Origin of the sequence: Pseudobacillus sp. FSL P4-0506 (assembly GCF_038003025.1) — a bacterium.
GTDB lineage: Bacteria > Bacillota > Bacilli > Bacillales > Domibacillaceae > Pseudobacillus.
This window is the reverse complement of record NZ_JBBOOI010000001.1, coordinates 1,867,071-1,885,194: the sequence shown is the minus strand read 5'-3', so window position 1 is coordinate 1,885,194 and position 18,124 is coordinate 1,867,071. Positions and strand designations below refer to the sequence as shown.

The window sequence follows — 18,124 nt, the reverse complement described above, 5'->3', positions numbered from 1 at the left end:
CACCTCGCTTTAGGCTTGAAAGTGAAAACTCCCTCTTGTACAAGTTATTTCCATTGTACAATAAATTTTCATGGAATCAAATGGATTTCATCCACTCTTCCACAAAATTGAGCGCTTCCTCTATTTTTTCAGGATCTTTTCCTCCCGCCTGTGCCATATCCGGGCGTCCGCCTCCGCCTCCGCCACAGCGTGTAGCGACCTCTTTCACAAGTTTGCCGGCGTGATATCCTTTTTCAACCAAATCTTTTGTTACGGCAGCAACGATGTTTACTTTATCTCCAGTAGATGCAGCGAGCACAATAACGCCCGAATCAAGCTTTTGCTTTAATTCATCTGTCATTGAGCGCAAGTTGTTCATATCTGCTGCTTGCACACGGGCAGCGAGGAACTTCACTCCATTGGCTTCTTGTACACGATCAAGGAGACTGCCTGCTTCTATATTGGACAATTTTTGGGAAAGTGATTCATTTTCACGTTGCAATTCTTTTATTTCTGCCTGCAAACTATCCACTTTCGTTAAAATATCTTTCGGATTGGCCTTCAGTTTATTGGCTGCTTCTTTTAGAAGAACCGTCTGGCTGTTCAAGAATTTGTACGCCGCTTCTCCAGTAACCGCCTCAATCCGGCGTGTGCCGGCCCCGATGCCGCTTTCAGAGACAATTTTGAACAAACCAATGACCGATGTATCCGGCACATGGCAGCCACCGCATAACTCCAAGCTATAATCACCGACGGAAACGACACGGACAATATCTCCATACTTCTCTCCGAACAACGCCATTGCTCCCATTTTCTTCGCTTCATCAATGGACTTGTGGGCAATGCCAACAGGCAGGCTGTTCCAGATTTTTTCATTGACAATTTCTTCAACTTCCTCAAGCTCTTCCGGTGTCACTTGCCCAAAGTGAGAAAAGTCAAAACGAAGGCGTTCAGGCTCAACGAGGGATCCCGCTTGGTTTACATGCGTCCCTAGAACATCCTTTAAGGCTTGGTGTAAAAGATGGGTCGCTGTGTGATTTTTAATAATTTTATTACGGGCAGCAGCATTGACGCGTGCAGTCACTTTTTGGCCAGTTGTCAATGTGCCGCTTTCAATAATAGCGTGTTGAATGTTTTGACCATTTGGTGCTTTTTGCACATCTTGAACAGCAGCGCGTACACCATCCGCTTCAATAATTCCTTTATCAGCTGTTTGTCCGCCGCTTTCCGCATAGAATGGAGTCCGGCTTAACACAAGCTGAACAGCTTCACCCGTTTGTGCTTTCTCTACCATTTCACCGTTGGCAATGATAACTTCCACTGTTGCTTCAGCGGTTAATTCATCGTACCCAGTAAATTCACTTTCCACAGTAATGTCACCAAGCACGCCGCCTTGGACCTGCATGGAACCTACGTCTTGACGGGCTGCCCGGGCACGTTCGCGCTGGTTCTCCATTTCTCTCTCAAAACCTTCATGGTCAACCTTCATGCCTTCTTCTTCAGCGTATTCTTCTGTTAATTCAACAGGGAATCCGTACGTATCGTACAAACGGAACACATCAGCTCCTGCAATGGTGTCTGAACCGTTGTTTTTAGCCGACTGGATAACCGCTGATAGAATAGCCAATCCTTCGTGCAATGTTTCGTGGAAACGCTCTTCCTCATTTTTAATTACACGTTGAATAAATTCTTGCTTATTTTTCACTTCGGGATAGAAATCGTTCATGATTTCACCGACAACCGGAACAAGCTCAAACATGAACGGACGGTTAATGTGGATTTGCTTCGCATAACGGACAGCACGACGGAGCAAACGACGAAGTACGTAACCGCGGCCTTCGTTGGATGGAAGGGCTCCATCTCCTACAGCAAAAGCAACCGTACGAATATGATCAGCAATTACTTTAAATGCCACATCTTTCTCCTCACTTGTACGGTATTTCTCGCCGGAGATAGCTTCTGTTGCTTCAATAATTGGCATAAATAAATCTGTATCAAAGTTTGTCGGCACTTCTTGGATAACAGATGTCATCCGCTCAAGCCCCATCCCAGTATCGATATTTTTCTTTGGGAGTGGCGTATAGGTTCCATCAGGATTGTGGTTAAATTGAGAAAATACTAAGTTCCAAATTTCTAAATAACGCTCATTTTCCCCGCCTGGATAAAGCTCTGGGTCCGTTTCATCATTTCCGTATGACTCGCCACGGTCATAGAAGATTTCCGTATTTGGTCCACTTGGCCCTTCACCTATATCCCAGAAATTCCCTTCCAATCGAATGATTCGCTCTTCTGGCAGCCCTATTTCTTCATGCCAGATAACAAAGGCTTCATCGTCTTCCGGATGAATAGTCACGGACAATTTGTCGGGCTCAAGAGCCATCCATTTTTCATCAGTTAAAAATTCCCAAGCCCAATGAATCGCTTCTTTTTTAAAATACTCTCCAATTGAGAAATTCCCAAGCATTTCAAAGAAAGTATGGTGGCGGGCTGTTTTTCCGACATTTTCAATATCGTTTGTCCGGATGGACTTTTGAGCATTGACGATTCGCGGATTTTCAGGGATCACTCGGCCATCAAAATATTTTTTTAAAGTGGCTACACCGCTGTTGATCCACAACAAACTTGGATCATCATGGGGTACGAGTGGGGCACTCGGCTCCACACGGTGATTTTTCTCCTGAAAGAAATCTAAAAACATCTGACGAATTTGAGCACCAGTCAACGTTTTCATATACAATTCCTCCTGTTAAATAATGAATGGGATCGGTCATTTCAAGGCAACAAAAAAAGCCCCGTTCCCCGGACAGGGACGAAGCTTTTCGCGGTACCACCCTGATTATGAACCAAAGCTTGCCAGTTCATCTCTCAAAGGCCTTAACGCGGCAAACGGCAGGGATTAGCTGCTCTCCGGACTAGCTTTCCGTTACCCTTCACCTGGAGCTTCTTCCAGCCATGGAAACTCCTCTCTGACGTGCTCGGCACTTAGGTGGACTATAACATACTCGATCCATCATTGATTTATATTTGTTGAGATATATCGAATTATAAAAAACTCTGAACCTGTTTGTCAATGCGGAGCTTTTTGCAAACGGACCTTCACTCGCCTTTCCGCCATAAAGGCTGCCTTGAAAATGATGAGAACCGGCACAGCAATAATAAGGCCGATAATCCCTCCTGCCTCCCCACCAAGCAACAGGGCCCCGATAATGAATAATGGATGGAGATGGACACTTTTTCCGACGACCCACGGGGACAGCACATTCCCTTCGATAAACTGCAAAAAAAGCACGATAATTGCTGTATAGATAGCCAATCTCCCGGATATAGTTAATGCCACAAAAACAGCTGGAACAGCCCCAATAATTGGCCCAAAATACGGGATGACATTCGTAATTCCGATGATCAAGCCGAGCAAAATAGCATATTTAAGACCTATGAATGTGAAGAGCAGAGCTGCCACAGCCCCGATAACTAAGCAGACAAACAGCTGGCCTCTGATATATCCTCCTAATGATCTGTCCAATTCTTTGATAAACCGCAACGCCCTTGTTCTCCACCTTTTTGGTGTAAAGGTCCAAGCGGCTTTTTTTACCCGATCGATGTCTTTCAATAAATAAAAAGAGATGAAAGGCACAACGGCTAGCAGCAGAAGGAAATTGACCATTTTCATGAGCACATTCATAAATGCTTCCACAAGGCCTGAAAGCCAAAGCTCAAAGCTGACAATGCGATTATGAATCTTTTCTTGTATTCCATCCGGCCAAGTCAATGTTTCTGCTTCAAGAGCAATGATCTGTTCTTCATACATCTTTGACAGCTCAGGAGCACTTTGTGACAATTCTCTAAGCTGATCGATAAATAAAGGTACACCTCGAAATAAGCAAATACCGATGATGCCAAAAAACAAGATATAAATAAGCAAGATTGACATGGTTCTAGACACGCCCCGCTCAGCCATTTTTTCTACAAGCGGATGCAGCAAATAGGCTATAAATCCGCCTAATAAAAAAGGCATAAGACTCACGAGCACTCCCCGCAACAGCGGACTCAACACAGGATTTAACAAATACAAAACATACACCGTCAGCAACATTAGCAGTCCTGCACAAGCTAAATACAGCCACTTCAACTTCAATTTATTTTCCATCGGATCCGACATCCTTTAATAAACCGTTTTATCTAGTTTGCAGCTAGATGCCATTTGTTTATTCATCCAATTAAGAAGATCGATCCATTGCCTCAACAGACTTTCTTTTAAAAAAAGCTTGTGAAGGAATTCCTTCACAAGCTTTTTCAGCCCAAATCTATATGATGCCGGCCAGAGCACTCAGGGCGCTCAGCGACCAGCCCGTACGCCGGCTTCGATCTCTCTGACGGAGTCAAAAAACGACTCCTTGTCGAGTCCTCCAGCCGCCTAGCTGGCTAATCGGGTCGCTTCCGCTTTTCTTTGTCTAGCTCCGCCTCTTGGGGCTCGAGGTCATAAGCCAATCTGACTGAGTGGCAAAAAACGCCCATTCGTCAGATTAGCTTATGCTTGTCGCCCCAGAACAGTCGGCTCTGCTTTTCTAATTACCCCATTCTTCTTTTTTCTTCTTCGAATAGATCGTTGAGAGAGCTTAAGGAACCATCTTCTTCAACTTGATGAACAGAGATCACATTTTTTTCGACGGAGAGCTCAATAAAGCAATTCCAACAATAATACTGTGTTGTACCAATTTTTCCAATTTCTTTGCTTTGACAGTTTGGGCATGTAATCATGGGCGTCACCTCGCACGTTTTTTGCAAACAGGGTGCCCAGCTTTTCCCACTTTTATACATGCCCAATTATAAAAAGTCGTACGGTGTAATGGTTTTCATCCCGATCATTGGATCAATAGCCATCATGGTTTCTTCCGTTAGCAAGATTGAATCAGCCGCTTCTTCTTCTGCACAGTCATCCGCTAACACCTTTATTAACTTTTCTTTTAACGCTGTTTTACGCATCAGGTCGTCATTGCGCTCGATCCCAATTCGAAATGCCTCTTCCTCCCCGCACAGGATCAAAAATTGCTTGCTGCGAGTGATCGCGGTATAAAGCAAATTACGACGCAACATGCGGTAGTAACTTTTCACTACCGGCAAAATAACGATCGGAAATTCACTTCCTTGAGATTTATGGATAGAGCAGCAAAAAGCGTGCGTAATTTGATTCAAATCCTGTCTCGTATAGGTGACTTCATTTCCTTCATAGGAGACGATCACCATATCTTGCTTTTCGGTATTTTCTTTTGCAAAAAAGATCGATACTACTTCTCCGATATCCCCATTGAAAATATTTTGTTCCGGCTGATTAACGAGCTGAAGAACCTTATCACCGATCCGGTAATGAATGTCTCCAAAGTCAATTTGCTTACGGGAACCATCCGGGTTGGGATTGAGGATTTCCTGTAAAATTTCATTGAGCCGATCAATGCCTGCCGGCCCTTTATACATCGGAGCAAGCACTTGGATATCTTTGGCTGTAAAACCTTTCCTAATGGCGCTTTTTACAACTTGCTCTACTGCATCAGGGATTTGCTGAACATGGCAGGGGATAAAAGAACGGTCCTTTTGCTGCTTCGTCAAATTAGACGGCAACAAACCGCTTTTAATTTCATGGGCCATTTCAATGATCGAAGATCCCTCTTCCTGGCGGTAAATATCTGTTAACTTTACAGTTGGAATCACACCGGATGCAAGCAAATCCTTTAATACTTGACCAGGTCCTACAGAAGGCAGCTGGTCTTCATCCCCTACTAGCACGACTTGCATATCATCCGGCAATGCTTTAAACAATTGATGAGCCAGCCAGATATCCACCATTGATACTTCGTCCACGATCAGCAGCCGCCCTGGAACCTCTCGTCCCTCTTCCTCTTCCATCGTTTCCTGTCCACTGAACCCGAGCAGGCGATGAATGGTTACCGCGGGCAGACCGGTTGACTCAGCCATCCTTTTTGCTGCCCGGCCTGTTGGTGCGGCAAGCTTAATTGGAAACGGTTCATCCTTTCCATACGCTTTAGGATCCAGCGAACAGCCATGCAATTCCGAATAAAGCTCCACAATGCCTTTAATGACCGTCGTCTTTCCCGTGCCTGGACCTCCCGTCAACAGCATAATTGGCGACATCAATGCTGTTTGAATGGCTTCTTTTTGTGATGGTGCATATTGTACGCCTGTTCTTTCCTCCAAATCGCCAAGTGCCAACAGAAATTCTGATTCAGGGAACTGGTCTTCATACTCTGTTTGCTTAAGCAAGCGCTCAATATTTGTAACAAGGCCTTTTTCCGAAAAATATAAAGAGGGTAGAAACACACGGTTATCTTCCCCGACCACTTTTTCCTCTTGCTCCAAAACAATCAGCTGCTTCGCTATCGCCTCAAAGGCGATTTGCTCTTTTCCGCTCTTTTCAAGAAGCGCCTTCACTTCTTTTAACAGCGGTTCTGCTTCCAAATAGCAGTGACCTTCCTGCATGCACTGCTGTTCGACAGTAAACAAAATTCCTGCTTTAATACGGTCGGGATGCTCACCCCCAATACCAATTTGCGCACCAAGCTCGTCTGCCCGACCAAAGCCAATTCCTTCGATATCCTCCACAAGTTGATAGGGATTTTTTTGGATCACTTCAATGGCCTGCTGCTGATAAGCCTGATAAATTTTCATGGAAAGCTGTGGGCCAAAACCATACTGGCTAAGTGCGATCATAATTTGCTCAAGCCCTTGATGTTCAAGAAGCGTTTCATAAAGCGACTGGGCCTTGTCTGCAGGGAGTCGTGGCACCTCTTCAAGCGAAGAAGGGTCATTGAGAATTTTGGAGATCGCTCCCTCTCCCAGCGTTTCTACAATGGTTTCTGCTGTTTTTTTCCCAATTCCTTTAAACAAGTCACTCGATAAATATGTGACAACCCCTTGCTTCGTCTGCGGGATTTCCTTTTGAGCATGCCGCGCATGAAACTGACGGCCAAACTTAGGGTGTTCCTTAAACACGCCATAAAAAGAGTACACTTCATGTTCATGGATTTGTGGAAAATACCCTGTAACAACCACTTCTTTATCTTCACAGACATCATTCGTTTCAGTGACTCGAATCCGCATAACTGAGTAAAAGTTCTCTTCATTATGGAAAATCGTCACCAGATGCCGCCCTTTTACATATTTTTCTCCATTTGCAAACAAATCCATTGAGCCTTGTTCCATCGGAGGCACTCCTTATATGTCATTAGCTTTTTCTATCATTTTCTTTCCATAGCCAGCCAGCATATGATCTGGCTGAACTTCAAGCGCACGGTTGAACATAGCTAAAGCTCTTTCTGCATCTTCCAAATGTCCCGCATAGGCAACACCAAGATTATAGTAAGCATCCGCATGCCCCGGATCTTCTTCAACCACTTTCTCTAGCTGGCGGATCGCTTCATCATAGGCTTGCACCTTCGCTAAAGAAAGGCCCAGTTGAAAGCGGGCTTCTGTATCAGCTTCATTTAACTCCACTGCACGCTGTAAATATGGAAGGGCAAGGACGGGTTGATCCAGCTGAGCAAACGTCATGCCAAGCATAAAAAAGGCGTCGCTCTCTTCTATTCCTGACTTAACCGCTTGTTCAAATTCACGGCACGCCTCCTCTAGTCTTTCTTGCTCATAATAGAATGTACCGAGTGCATAATGCGCAGCACCTGCTGCTGGCTCTACTTCAATAGCTTTTTTATAAAATCGCTCAGCCCGCTCAAGCTCACCAACTGTCGATAACACATGACCAAAATTAATATATGCCGTCGGATCTTCCGGAGCTTCTTCAATTCGCTCTGAAAATAGCTTTAACGCTTCCTCCACTTTTCCTTGCTGCAAATATTCAATACCTTGTAAGTTCTTGTCCATTGGTCACCTCTATAGTTATATTCATCAAAATTATACCACAGAGCTGCATCGTTCTTAACAGAAGAGATTAGCTTGAAAAAGAAACGAAGACAGCTCAACGAATCAGTCCCTGTCTTCATTTTTAATGAAGGCAAGCGAAGCGCTTGTTTGTCTATCCTTAAACGCTCATTGATAATTTCTCTAGTAAATCGACTTATGACAGGTAATATGAGACAAAGAGCTAAATTATTTATTTTCACTGATTCAGAAGATTACGGCCTAAAATTCTAGATGTATTGAGCAAAAAATAAAACCTTTAAAGCAGAACACCGCTTTAAAGGTTTTATCTTGTCTCTTTACCCGACATATGTCAGTCTTTCTCCATTTTTAAACACTTGGTCAATCGTTGCGCCGCCAAGACACTCTTCTCCATCATAGAAAACAGCGGCTTGTCCCGGCGTAATCGCCCGGACAGGCTCATGAAAGTCCACTTTTACTTTTCCATCTTCAAGTAAATGAACCGTCACTTTGTTGTCCTGCTGGCGATAACGGAATTTTGCCGTGCATTCAAACGACTGCGGCTTTGGCTGATTTGAGACCCAGCTTACTTGATCAGCAATCAATGAATTGGAATACAACAAGTCATTATGAAATCCTTGTTCAACATATAGGATGTTCTTTTCTAGGTCTTTTCCCACTACGAACCAAGGCTCGCCCGATCCGCCAATACCAAGGCCGTGACGCTGTCCGATCGTGTAATACATTAATCCATCATGACGGCCTTTTACTTCTCCGTCCATTGTAGTCATCAATCCTGGCTGTGCCGGCAGGTAACCGCTTAGAAATTCCTTGAAATTGCGTTCTCCGATAAAGCAAATGCCCGTACTGTCTTTTTTCGCCGCTGTCGCGAGGCCTGCTTCTGCTGCAATTTCACGCACACGCTTCTTATCAATATCCCCAATTGGGAAAAGCACTTTTTCAAGCTGATCTTGCTGTAGCTGGTTTAAAAAGTATGTTTGATCTTTATTTTCATCCACGCCACGAAGCATTTTCACTTCTTCGCCGCTGTGATCTACCCGTGCGTAGTGGCCTGTTGCCAAATAATCCGCTCCGAGACTCATGGCGTGCTCGAGAAAGGCTTTAAACTTAATTTCTTTGTTGCACATTACATCCGGGTTTGGCGTACGTCCTGCTTTATATTCATCGAGAAAATACGTAAATACCTTTTCCCAATATTGCTTTTCAAAATTAACGGCATAATAAGGAATGCCGATTTGATTGCACACACGTATGACGTCGTCGTAATCCTCTGTTGCTGTGCAGACGCCAGATTCATCTGTGTCATCCCAATTTTTCATAAAAATCCCGATGACATCGTAGCCCTGCTCCTTCAATAAAAGGGCGGCAACCGAAGAATCCACGCCGCCGGACATGCCGACAACCACACGGGTATCTTTCGGTGCTTTCTTCATTTTGTCCACTCTCTTTCTAAGCAGGGATAGTTACTTACTTATTTGTTAGGCGTTCAATAATTGCCGCCAAAGCTTCTCCTGCTTGATCTATTTGTTCTTTCGTATTGGTGATGCCAAAACTGAAACGGATGGAGTTGCGAAGGCGTTCAGATTCCTTCCCAAACATTGCCACGAGTACATGCGATGGTTCAATTGACCCCGCTGTACAAGCAGATCCGCTCGAAGCAGCAATTCCAGCAAGATCTAAGTTCACAAGCAACGATTCTACATCTGTTCCAGGAAAACTCAAGTTTATCACGTGAGGCAATGATCGTTCAAGCGATCCGTTCATCGAAAAGTTCACCTGTTTTTCCGACAGCACCCGGGTGAGCTGTTTCTTAAATGACATATAACGCTCTCTTTTTTCTTCCATGGATGCCATTGCCACTTCAATTGCCTTTCCAAAACCAGCAATCGCCGGAACATTCTCTGTTCCCGCTCGGCGCTTTCTCTCCTGCTCGCCGCCAAAGAGGCCAGGGGTGAGTGTGAGCCCTTCTTTTACATAGAGAAATCCGATGCCTTTTGGGCCGTTAATTTTGTGGCCTGATGCCGACAGCAGGTCAATATGTTCGGCTTTCACATCAATCGGTACAGCTCCGTATGCCTGCACTGCATCCGTATGAAAAACAGCCTGGTGTTCTTTTAACAGTTCACCAATCTCAGCAATCGGCTGGATCGTTCCTATTTCATTATTTCCATACATGATCGATACTAAAATTGTATCTTCCCGCAGGGCGGCCGCCAGGTCTGACAGACGAATAAGTCCTTCTTCATTGACTGGCAAATAGGTCACTTCATATCCTTCATTTTCAAGATGAGCGCATGTATGAAGAACTGCATGATGCTCTATAGATGATGTAATAATATGACGGCCGCGTTGCTTCATCGCTTGTGCGGTTCCAACGATGGCTAAATTGTCAGCTTCGGTGCCTCCGCTCGTAAAAATGATCTCGTTAAAATTAGCACCAATGCTTGTTGCCGCCATTGTCCGTGCTTTGTCTACAACCTGCCGTGATGCTCGGCCAAATGAGTGGATGCTTGACGGATTGCCAAAGGTGTCATTCATTTGTTCTACCACTGTTTGTGTTACTTCCGGATGCATGGGAGTCGTTGCCGCATGATCTAAGTATATGCGTTCCATTCCTCTGATCTCTCCTTAAATATAAAACATGTAGGCGTCGGATTGGCCGTTGCCGTCCGTGTGCTTCGCCAAATCCTCCAATGTTGTATTTTCAAGCACTCCTTTGATCGCGTCGCTAATTCGAATCCACAGCTCACGCTTTGCCGGCTCCTCGTCTTCAATGCCTTCAACGAGACTGATTGGTCCTTCTAGCACGCGAATAATGTCTCCCGCTGTAATTGTTTCCGGTTCTCTGCCAAGTACGTACCCGCCATAAGCGCCACGTATGCTGCGAACAAGTCCAGAGTTACGGAGCGGTGCAATCAGCTGCTCAAGATAGTGCTCTGACAAATTGTGGGCACCCGCAATAACTCTTAAAGAAGTCGGGCCCTCCCCGTGTCTCTTTGCCAATTCAATCATAATTGTTAATCCATATCTTCCTTTAGTTGAAATTCTCATATGTTTACCCCCTGATTTTGAGCTTTTTTCCATTCATTTACTCTGTTTATTAGTATATCGGAAAATTGTTGACATTGCGGCAATGAAACCCCAACCGCCGTTCCCATTAGCAAACTGAATAGAAACGTGCCGAAGTGAACCGGTCCACCGATCAGCCAGGCGATGGCTAACACGATAAATTCCATTCCTCGCCGGATGCTGGATACTTTCCAGCCTGTTTTTTTCATGACAGCCAGCATAAAGCTGTCTCGTGGCCCAGCGCCAAGCTGTGCAGAAAGATAAAAAGACATTCCATAAGCCATGACAAACACACCTGCAATAAACATGACGAGCTTTCCTTTGAAGCTGCCGGGTGTGACAATGATCGGCAGCCATAAAAAGAAATCAATGAAGATACCAACAAGCAGCATGTTTAAATAAGCCCCTATTTGCGGCCATTCTCGCAAATAGAAAGAAGCAATCCCTAAAATTAAAAGACCGACAAGCACCGACCATGTACCAACCGTCAGTCCTACTTGTTCATACAATCCTACATGAAGGGCATCCCACGGCGTTGCCCCAAGGTCTGCTCGAATCAATAGAACAATACCGAGAGACATAAATAAAAGGCCAATCGTAAAAATCGTCAGCCGAATCACAATATTCCCCTGCTTTTTTGCCTTTTCTCTTTTCATCCATTTTTCCCCTTATCGAATGGATTGTCTATTACCTTTAATATAGTCAGCTTTCGCTATTATATCATAGAAAACCGGTCAAAAAACATGCTCTGCTCTCATTTCCTATGATACAGTGGAGAAAAAGAATTAGATCAAGAAATGAGGAATAAGCATGAAACCATTAGCCTTTCGAATGCGTCCGCGGACGATCGAAGAAATTGTTGGCCAGGAGCACTTGGTCGCCCCTGGAAAAATCATTTATCGCATGGTCGCAGCAAAGCAGCTGTCCTCCATGATTTTATACGGCCCGCCCGGCGTTGGCAAAACATCGATCGCCAGTGCTATTGCCGGCAGTACAAAATATGCTTTTCGGACATTAAATGCTGTCACCAGCAACAAAAAAGACATGGAAATTGTGGCTGCCGAAGCAAAGATGTCGGGAAAGGTCATTTTACTTCTTGATGAGGTCCATCGGTTGGACAAAGGCAAACAAGATTTTTTGCTGCCATTTTTGGAGAATGGGATGATTACACTAATTGGAGCGACCACAAGTAATCCCTACCATGCAATCAATCCCGCGATTCGCAGCCGCTGCCAAATTTTTGAACTAACACCGCTGACACCTATCCAAATTGAAGAAACATTACGGAGGGCTCTTGAGGATAAAGAACGGGGTCTCGGCAGTTATCATACGGAGGTAGAAGAAAGCGCCCTTCAGCATTTTTCCCAGGCGAGCGGTGGTGATGTGCGCAGTTCATTAAATGCCCTTGAATTAGCGGTGTTATCTACACCTCCAAACGAAGAAGATGTCGTTGTTATTAGCCGTGAGATAGCTGAAGAATGCTTGCAGAAGAAAAGTTTCTCTCACGATAAAGACGGTGATGCTCATTATGACGTGATCAGTGCTTTTCAAAAATCCATCCGGGGCAGCGATGTGAATGCGGCTCTTCATTACTTGGCACGGTTAATTGAAGCTGGTGATTTGCCCAGCATTACAAGAAGGCTGCTTGTGACGGCTTACGAAGATATTGGTCTTGCTAGCCCACAAGCAGGACAGCGGACACTCGCCGCTATACAAATCGCGGAAAGGATTGGTTTTCCGGAAGCCCGAATTCCACTGGCAGCAGCCGTTATTGAATTATGCTTGTCACCGAAGTCCAATACAGCCATTACAGCGATCGATGCTGCTCTCACTGATATACGTGCTGGTAAAAGCGGTGACGTGCCTGACCATCTGAAAGACGCTCACTATGCAGGCGCCAAGGAACTTGGCCGTGGGATTGAGTATAAATACCCTCATAATTATGACAGCGGCTGGGTGAAACAGCAGTACCTTCCTAATACGTTAAAAAACAAACGCTATTACGAACCGAAGCAAACAGGGAAATTTGAACAGGCGCTGTCTGGCATCTATGAAAAAATTGAGAGAGGGAAATAACAGACAAAAAATTGAACATGCCCATGGCTATTGCAGATGTTTCTCTGCTTGAAAACTTGTCATATCCCCTCCTTCCTTTCGGTAAAATGATAGGAGTATGACAAAAGGAGAGGTTGTATGGTCAAGTCGTATGCTGAAACGGCTAAATTTGAACATGAATTTTGGTTGCAAGTATTAGGTGATCATGCCCGCTTCATTCACGATTCGCTTGCTCCAACTGAACAACGGGATATCAAACTGGCCCATCACTTCATCCAAGCTTTTGACCAGCTGTTGGAGAGCGTTCGAAGAGGAACAGATGATTTACTAGCGCTCAGCAGGCTGGCTGAGGGAGAAACAAAAAAGCTAAGAGCACTCAAACTCGATCTTATACGCAGGCATCTTATAGGAAAAGTGTCCATCCATCTAAGTCCCACCTTTATTAGCCATATGGTGAATGAACTTGACGAATATATGCGCCTATTAAATGACTTGAAAATAGGAGAAGTTCCTCCGATTTATCACGCGCTCCATCACCATTTATTGTGGCTGCTAGATGCAGCAGGCCACGCTGGTGCCATATCAGATAACATGGATCAGATTGAAAAGAAAATTAAGCAAAAAAGCGACAGCTTTACAAAGGATTTTGAAGCTTTTTACTTAAAAGCAGTAGAAATGACGGGATTCTTGCGGACTGCCCTTTCTACCTTTCCTGCATTGGATCGTTTTAACCAAGACACTTCTCTGGAAATAAAGCTATTTATGAATTTTCTCCGGGAAATTGAAGAACTGGAGATTAGTAAAGAAGCACTCGGAACATTCGCCCCGCTTATGGCTGACCATATGATGAGGGAAGAATGCTACTATTTAATGAAGCTCGCTGAGTCTACGGGACTGCAAATGCCAAGCTGCGATCCAACAAAGCCAAGAATAAATGAATAGCGAAAGAAAAGCGGCTGGTTTGCCAATCAGCCGCTTTTCTTTATTTAATCTCCTAAATGAAAAATGACACTTAAGCTATTTAATTTTTAAAAGCTCAAACAAGCATAACCCCGTTCTAATTTTAGGACGGGGGTAGAATACAGTTGTTTAACTTTTAATATAAGATATTTCACTGGACTAAAATTTAACTCTCTGTACACTAAGCTTAAGCAGCGACATCCCGCTTTGCAAACGTGGTAAATGCCAACAACTGAAAGAGGATATAATACACGGCAAGCACAGCTAGTGAAAAACCAGGCGTCATGCCTTCCACGAGCGGCTGCCCACTTTCAAATTGCATTAAATTTGTATTGGCAAACAGTAAATATTTGGCCCATTCATATTTCATAGCAATAATCATTGTCACATTCATGCCGACAAACAACAGGAATAAAGACATGCCGATAGCAAGCGAGCTGCTGCGGAATACGGCTGAAATCATAAACGCCATGGTGGCAAGCATAAACACATCGACGGACTTTAATACATACACTTTCAACAAGTAAAGGAACATGCTTTGTTCAACGACTTTCCCGCCTTCGTAGGCCAGGTGGGCAGATTCTCCGGAAGTGCCAAACAAGACAGCGCCAATCAGCGCAGATACAAGAAAGAGCACGGATATCATAAATAAACCGAACAGCACAACTGCCAAGTATTTAGAAAATAAAATTTTTGTGCGGCTGATTGGGCGGATCAGCAATAGCTTCACTGTTCCCCATGTGTATTCACTTGCAACAATTCCTCCTGCAATGATAATCATAAATAATCCTGCAAAGCTTAATAGATCACTGTTTCCTTCGATAAAAGACAGCATGTTTGTTTTTGTATCAATAGGTACATTATGCTCAAGTCGATAATCATTTACTTTTATTTGTCCCTGTAAGTATTCCTTACGATCTTTTGACATGCCCGTATCTTCTTGTAATTCTTTTTCATAACCAGCCGTTTCCGCCTTGATTATTTGTTGCCAGTCTGGCGTCTCTTTCTGCCGGCTCTCATCATACTTTGTAAAGCCGGCAAATGTACCTGCCATGAGAATTAGCAACCCGATCATGACATAGGTGCCAGGCCGTTTAAAAATCTTGATCCACTCGTTTTGAATTAAGCGTACCATTAGCTCACCGCCCCTTGCTTTTCTGTTATTTCTAAGAACCTTTCTTCCAGTGTTTTAGACAGTTGCTTGGCTTCATATACCTTTATATTCTTTGAAACAAGCAGACTAATCACTTCTGGAATTTGTTCTTTGTTTGCTTCAATGGATAAACAGCTTTCCGATATTTTTATTTGGGCGCCTTGGAAGGAAGCGGATAGTAATTTAGCTGCTGTTTCTACATGATTTACTTCTATTGAGTAAATTTCACGTCCGTCATCTACCCAGTCATGGACTGATTGGACATTAATTAAGCGCCCCTTTTGGATAATACCAATCCTGTCACACATCATCTCCATTTCTGACAACAAGTGGCTTGATACGATAACCGCCATTCCTTCTTTCTCTGCTAAATCACGGATATACTGGCGAATCTCTTTTATACCAGCAGGGTCAAGTCCATTTGTCGGCTCATCCAGAATGAGAATTTTTGGTTTGTGGAGAAGAGATTGAGCAATACCAAGACGCTGACGCATGCCGAGCGAATATGTTTTTACTTTGTCATGGATGCGGTCACTGAGCCCGACAAGCTCAATGACTTCGTCGATTCTTTCTTTCGTTATCCCTTTTTGCATGCGGGCATATTGTTGCAAGTTTTGATAGCCGGTTAAAAACTTATACATTTCAGGGTTTTCCACGATAGCCCCAATATGGCTCACAGCTTTCTCAAAGTCTTTTTGAATGCTGTGCCCACAAATGACAATGTCTCCTTCTGTCAATTTCATCAGCCCGACAATCATCCGAATAGTTGTTGTTTTGCCGGCTCCATTCGGACCGAGAAAACCAAATACTTCCCCTCCCTGTATTGTGAAACTTAATGAATCAATGATTTTTTTCCCCTTAATGATTTTGGAGACGTTTTTTAATTCTACTAATGCAGTCATGAACTAACCCCCTATTGGTAATTCTTTTTCAGCCATTGCAATACTGACAACCCTTCTTCTTCCCGAAGCTCCTCTACGTGGCAGCGGGCACGCACTTTTCCCTCATCTAAAATAACTGCTTCTTCCAAAACTGGCTCAATCTCTGTAATTTCATGAGTAGTGATAATAACCGTCTGTTCACCAAAATCAATAAAAGAAACGAGTCCTTTTACGATCGTGTCTCTTACCATCGGATCAAGCCCTAAAAAAGGTTCATCCAATAAAAGGACTGGAGCCTCACGTGAAAGAACAAGCAGCAGCTTCAGCCGTCCCTGCTGGCCTTTTGACAGTTTTTTCACTTTTTGATGACGCTCAAGCTGCATAAACTGAATCAGTTCTTCCGCTTTATTCATTGAGAAATCGTTATATTGAGAAGCAAAAAACTGAATCATTTGTTCCACGGTCAGTCCCGGATAAATCATTCCTTCACTCGCAAGATAAGCTACATCTTGAGCAATGTAACGATCTACCTCCCGCCCGTTAATCATTACCTCGCCTTTTGTAGGAAATACGAGACCTGCCGCCATTTTCATCATCGTTGATTTTCCACTGCCATTTGGCCCTAGAATGCCATATATTTTTCCTTTCTCAAACTGAAGGTTAATGTCATCCAAAGCTTTTCTCTTACCGTACTCTTTCGTGACATTTCGCAATTCAATCATTGCCGGCTGTCCCCTTTCCCGATAAAAATTGTTCCACTGCTTCTGCGATCTCGCCGTCTTCTACACCAATCCCTCGCATATTCTGTATAAAAGTTTCGATCATCTCCCGCTGAATCTCTACTCTTAGCTGCCTTTTCATCTCGCTTTGTTCAGTCATAAACGTTCCCTGCCCTCTCCTCGTTTCTACTACGCCCATGCGTTCCAACTCTCCATATGTTCGTTGTATTGTATTTGGATTAACACCCGACTGAATAGCCATCTCTCTTACAGATGGCAGCTTCTCACCCGGGCTGACCTCGCCACGGACAAATTGCTGAATGATCCGGTCAGCAATTTGCCGATAGATCGGTTTCGATGTTTTGAATTCTTCTGTCATGTTTTACACCTCTACTTTTCGATTGAGCAGCCAGGCAGCAGCTAAAAACAAAGCAACATGAAGGAGAATGGAAAAAATAACCGGCCATATTTGAACAGCGCCGTTCTCAATAGAGAAATGCATTCCGCCTACTCCCCATGCTCTCGCACCGGATTCACCGATATTTACAGTCCAACTTTCAAACCACTTTTGAACAAATGGTACTTGCAACAGCTTTGCTGTTATCCACTGGAGAAAGACATAGACGGCAATCACAACGAGCCAGCGTAATTTCTTGAATACCGGATAGGCGTTCAGCGAATGATACACCGCCCAAAGGAACAATCCCCAAACGGCAAAATATAAGGCTCCCGCTGTAAGGGCAATATTTAGCAAAAACCCTTCCCTGTAGGGCATCTGATTCTCGGGTGTATCAATAAAGCCTTGCGGCAAAGCAATGTTCAATGAAATGAGCGCCAGAACATCTGTTAGAACTAAGGAAACAATAAAAGCAGCAAGTGCCACCAAGATTTTGGAAAGCAGCAGCTTTACACCGCCTGCTCTACTATGCAGCCAATACTGCCCTTTCTCCTCCGCCCTCAGCAAGATCATTTCCGCAATCGGCAAAAGCGCCACATGAAAAAAGTAGATCATGAAGAGAAATGGAAAAACGAGAAAAAACTCTCCATAATAAACAGCAACTGCAAGGCCACAACCATATACTGCCAATACAAGAATCAGCCATAGCCAAAAATAATTTCTAATCAATAAAAAGTCTTTTCTTAACAGTCCTTGAAACATTAACGATCCCCCCGCGTATCGGCGTTCTAGTTAGATAGTACACTAGAACATTGACACTGTCAATTCCCATTTCCTGTTTTTTCTCATAAAAAAAGCCACCCTGTCTTTCTAGGGTGGCTCTCCTATTAACGATAATAAGTCAATGAGCGGAAGGAGACTTCCTTTGATTAGAAAAAACCTCTTTCTGCTCTGTATTATGCTTTTACCTACTTCTGCCTTGCTGCCGACCGTTTCTCATTTT

Annotated in this window: 15 protein-coding genes and 1 pseudogene; 2 read left to right on the top strand and 14 right to left on the bottom strand. The window is 44.0% G+C overall.

Going from position 1 to position 18,124, the window contains the following annotated elements; all coding sequences use genetic code 11:
• Window positions 1-76: 76 nt before the first annotated feature.
• From alaS to MKZ02_RS09160, 9 genes are all read right to left on the bottom strand, one after another.
• Window positions 77-2,710, bottom strand: coding sequence for an alanine--tRNA ligase (gene alaS / locus MKZ02_RS09200; protein WP_340853198.1), 2,634 nt, complete (start codon window positions 2,708-2,710; stop codon window positions 77-79).
• 336 nt (window positions 2,711-3,046) lie between these two features.
• Window positions 3,047-4,126, bottom strand: coding sequence for an AI-2E family transporter (locus MKZ02_RS09195; protein WP_340853196.1), 1,080 nt, complete (start codon window positions 4,124-4,126; stop codon window positions 3,047-3,049).
• Window positions 4,127-4,548: 422 nt separating this feature from the next.
• A complete protein-coding gene (locus tag MKZ02_RS09190; RefSeq protein WP_120033258.1) occupies window positions 4,549-4,737 on the bottom strand; it encodes a hypothetical protein in 189 nt (62 codons plus the stop codon).
• Window positions 4,738-4,803: 66 nt separating this feature from the next.
• Entirely contained in the window at window positions 4,804-7,194 is a 2,391-nt protein-coding gene (recD2, locus tag MKZ02_RS09185) for an SF1B family DNA helicase RecD2 (protein ID WP_340853192.1), read from the bottom strand.
• Window positions 7,195-7,206: 12 nt separating this feature from the next.
• The gene (locus MKZ02_RS09180) at window positions 7,207-7,869 is read right to left on the bottom strand and encodes a tetratricopeptide repeat protein (protein ID WP_340853190.1); all 663 of its coding nucleotides are present in this window, start codon (window positions 7,867-7,869) and stop codon (window positions 7,207-7,209) included.
• A 335-nt stretch (window positions 7,870-8,204) separates the two neighbouring features.
• Window positions 8,205-9,320 (bottom strand): tRNA 2-thiouridine(34) synthase MnmA, encoded by a 1,116-nt coding sequence (mnmA, locus tag MKZ02_RS09175; protein ID WP_120033268.1) that lies wholly within the window; start codon window positions 9,318-9,320, stop codon window positions 8,205-8,207.
• Between the two features lie 34 nt (window positions 9,321-9,354).
• Window positions 9,355-10,500, bottom strand: coding sequence for a cysteine desulfurase family protein (locus tag MKZ02_RS09170; protein WP_340853188.1), 1,146 nt, complete (start codon window positions 10,498-10,500; stop codon window positions 9,355-9,357).
• 15 nt (window positions 10,501-10,515) lie between these two features.
• Window positions 10,516-10,938: a cysteine metabolism transcriptional regulator CymR gene (gene cymR, locus MKZ02_RS09165; RefSeq protein WP_120033274.1), complete on the bottom strand. Its 423-nt coding sequence runs from the start codon at window positions 10,936-10,938 to the stop codon at window positions 10,516-10,518.
• Window positions 10,935-11,612, bottom strand: coding sequence for a YczE/YyaS/YitT family protein (locus tag MKZ02_RS09160; RefSeq protein WP_120033277.1), 678 nt, complete (start codon window positions 11,610-11,612; stop codon window positions 10,935-10,937). The genes cymR and MKZ02_RS09160 overlap by 4 nt, the downstream gene beginning before the upstream one ends.
• Before the next feature lie 148 nt (window positions 11,613-11,760).
• Here MKZ02_RS09160 and MKZ02_RS09155 point away from each other — a divergent pair, with 148 nt between their 5' ends.
• Complete coding sequence (locus MKZ02_RS09155) at window positions 11,761-13,032, top strand: replication-associated recombination protein A (protein WP_120033280.1); 1,272 nt, start codon at window positions 11,761-11,763, stop codon at window positions 13,030-13,032.
• Between the two features lie 117 nt (window positions 13,033-13,149).
• Window positions 13,150-13,953 carry a DUF2935 domain-containing protein gene (locus tag MKZ02_RS09150; RefSeq protein WP_340853185.1) on the top strand — a complete coding sequence of 268 codons (804 nt, stop codon included), beginning with the start codon at window positions 13,150-13,152 and terminating at the stop codon, window positions 13,951-13,953.
• A gap of 205 nt (window positions 13,954-14,158) precedes the next feature.
• On the opposite strand, the gene MKZ02_RS09145 is transcribed toward MKZ02_RS09150, so the two are convergent.
• From MKZ02_RS09145 to MKZ02_RS09125, 5 genes and pseudogenes are all read right to left on the bottom strand, one after another.
• Window positions 14,159-15,106: an ABC transporter permease gene (locus MKZ02_RS09145; RefSeq protein WP_120033286.1), complete on the bottom strand. Its 948-nt coding sequence runs from the start codon at window positions 15,104-15,106 to the stop codon at window positions 14,159-14,161.
• A gap of 262 nt (window positions 15,107-15,368) precedes the next feature.
• Window positions 15,369-16,026, bottom strand: a pseudogene (locus tag MKZ02_RS09140) (ABC transporter ATP-binding protein); the annotation flags it as partial.
• A gap of 11 nt (window positions 16,027-16,037) precedes the next feature.
• Window positions 16,038-16,727 (bottom strand): ABC transporter ATP-binding protein, encoded by a 690-nt coding sequence (locus MKZ02_RS09135; protein ID WP_120033292.1) that lies wholly within the window; start codon window positions 16,725-16,727, stop codon window positions 16,038-16,040.
• Window positions 16,720-17,103, bottom strand: coding sequence for a GntR family transcriptional regulator (locus MKZ02_RS09130; RefSeq protein WP_120033295.1), 384 nt, complete (start codon window positions 17,101-17,103; stop codon window positions 16,720-16,722). The genes MKZ02_RS09135 and MKZ02_RS09130 overlap by 8 nt, the downstream gene beginning before the upstream one ends.
• Window positions 17,104-17,106: 3 nt before the next feature.
• Window positions 17,107-17,883: a hypothetical protein gene (locus MKZ02_RS09125; protein ID WP_340853178.1), complete on the bottom strand. Its 777-nt coding sequence runs from the start codon at window positions 17,881-17,883 to the stop codon at window positions 17,107-17,109.
• Between the last annotated feature and the right edge of the window lie 241 nt (window positions 17,884-18,124).

What these genes read in the sequence shown, in the direction of transcription:
- alaS (WP_340853198.1), bottom strand. Translation starts at nt 2,710, where the DNA reads ATGAAAACGTTGACTGGTGCTCAAATTCGTCAGATGTTTTTAGATTTC.
- MKZ02_RS09195 (WP_340853196.1), bottom strand. Translation starts at nt 4,126, where the DNA reads ATGGAAAATAAATTGAAGTTGAAGTGGCTGTATTTAGCTTGTGCAGGA.
- MKZ02_RS09190 (WP_120033258.1), bottom strand. Translation starts at nt 4,737, where the DNA reads ATGATTACATGCCCAAACTGTCAAAGCAAAGAAATTGGAAAAATTGGT.
- recD2 (WP_340853192.1), bottom strand. Translation starts at nt 7,194, where the DNA reads ATGGAACAAGGCTCAATGGATTTGTTTGCAAATGGAGAAAAATATGTA.
- MKZ02_RS09180 (WP_340853190.1), bottom strand. Translation starts at nt 7,869, where the DNA reads ATGGACAAGAACTTACAAGGTATTGAATATTTGCAGCAAGGAAAAGTG.
- mnmA (WP_120033268.1), bottom strand. Translation starts at nt 9,320, where the DNA reads ATGAAGAAAGCACCGAAAGATACCCGTGTGGTTGTCGGCATGTCCGGC.
- MKZ02_RS09170 (WP_340853188.1), bottom strand. Translation starts at nt 10,500, where the DNA reads ATGGAACGCATATACTTAGATCATGCGGCAACGACTCCCATGCATCCG.
- cymR (WP_120033274.1), bottom strand. Translation starts at nt 10,938, where the DNA reads ATGAGAATTTCAACTAAAGGAAGATATGGATTAACAATTATGATTGAA.
- MKZ02_RS09160 (WP_120033277.1), bottom strand. Translation starts at nt 11,612, where the DNA reads ATGAAAAGAGAAAAGGCAAAAAAGCAGGGGAATATTGTGATTCGGCTG.
- MKZ02_RS09150 (WP_340853185.1), top strand. Translation starts at nt 13,150, where the DNA reads ATGGTCAAGTCGTATGCTGAAACGGCTAAATTTGAACATGAATTTTGG.
- MKZ02_RS09145 (WP_120033286.1), bottom strand. Translation starts at nt 15,106, where the DNA reads ATGGTACGCTTAATTCAAAACGAGTGGATCAAGATTTTTAAACGGCCT.
- MKZ02_RS09135 (WP_120033292.1), bottom strand. Translation starts at nt 16,727, where the DNA reads ATGATTGAATTGCGAAATGTCACGAAAGAGTACGGTAAGAGAAAAGCT.
- MKZ02_RS09130 (WP_120033295.1), bottom strand. Translation starts at nt 17,103, where the DNA reads ATGACAGAAGAATTCAAAACATCGAAACCGATCTATCGGCAAATTGCT.
- MKZ02_RS09125 (WP_340853178.1), bottom strand. Translation starts at nt 17,883, where the DNA reads ATGTTTCAAGGACTGTTAAGAAAAGACTTTTTATTGATTAGAAATTAT.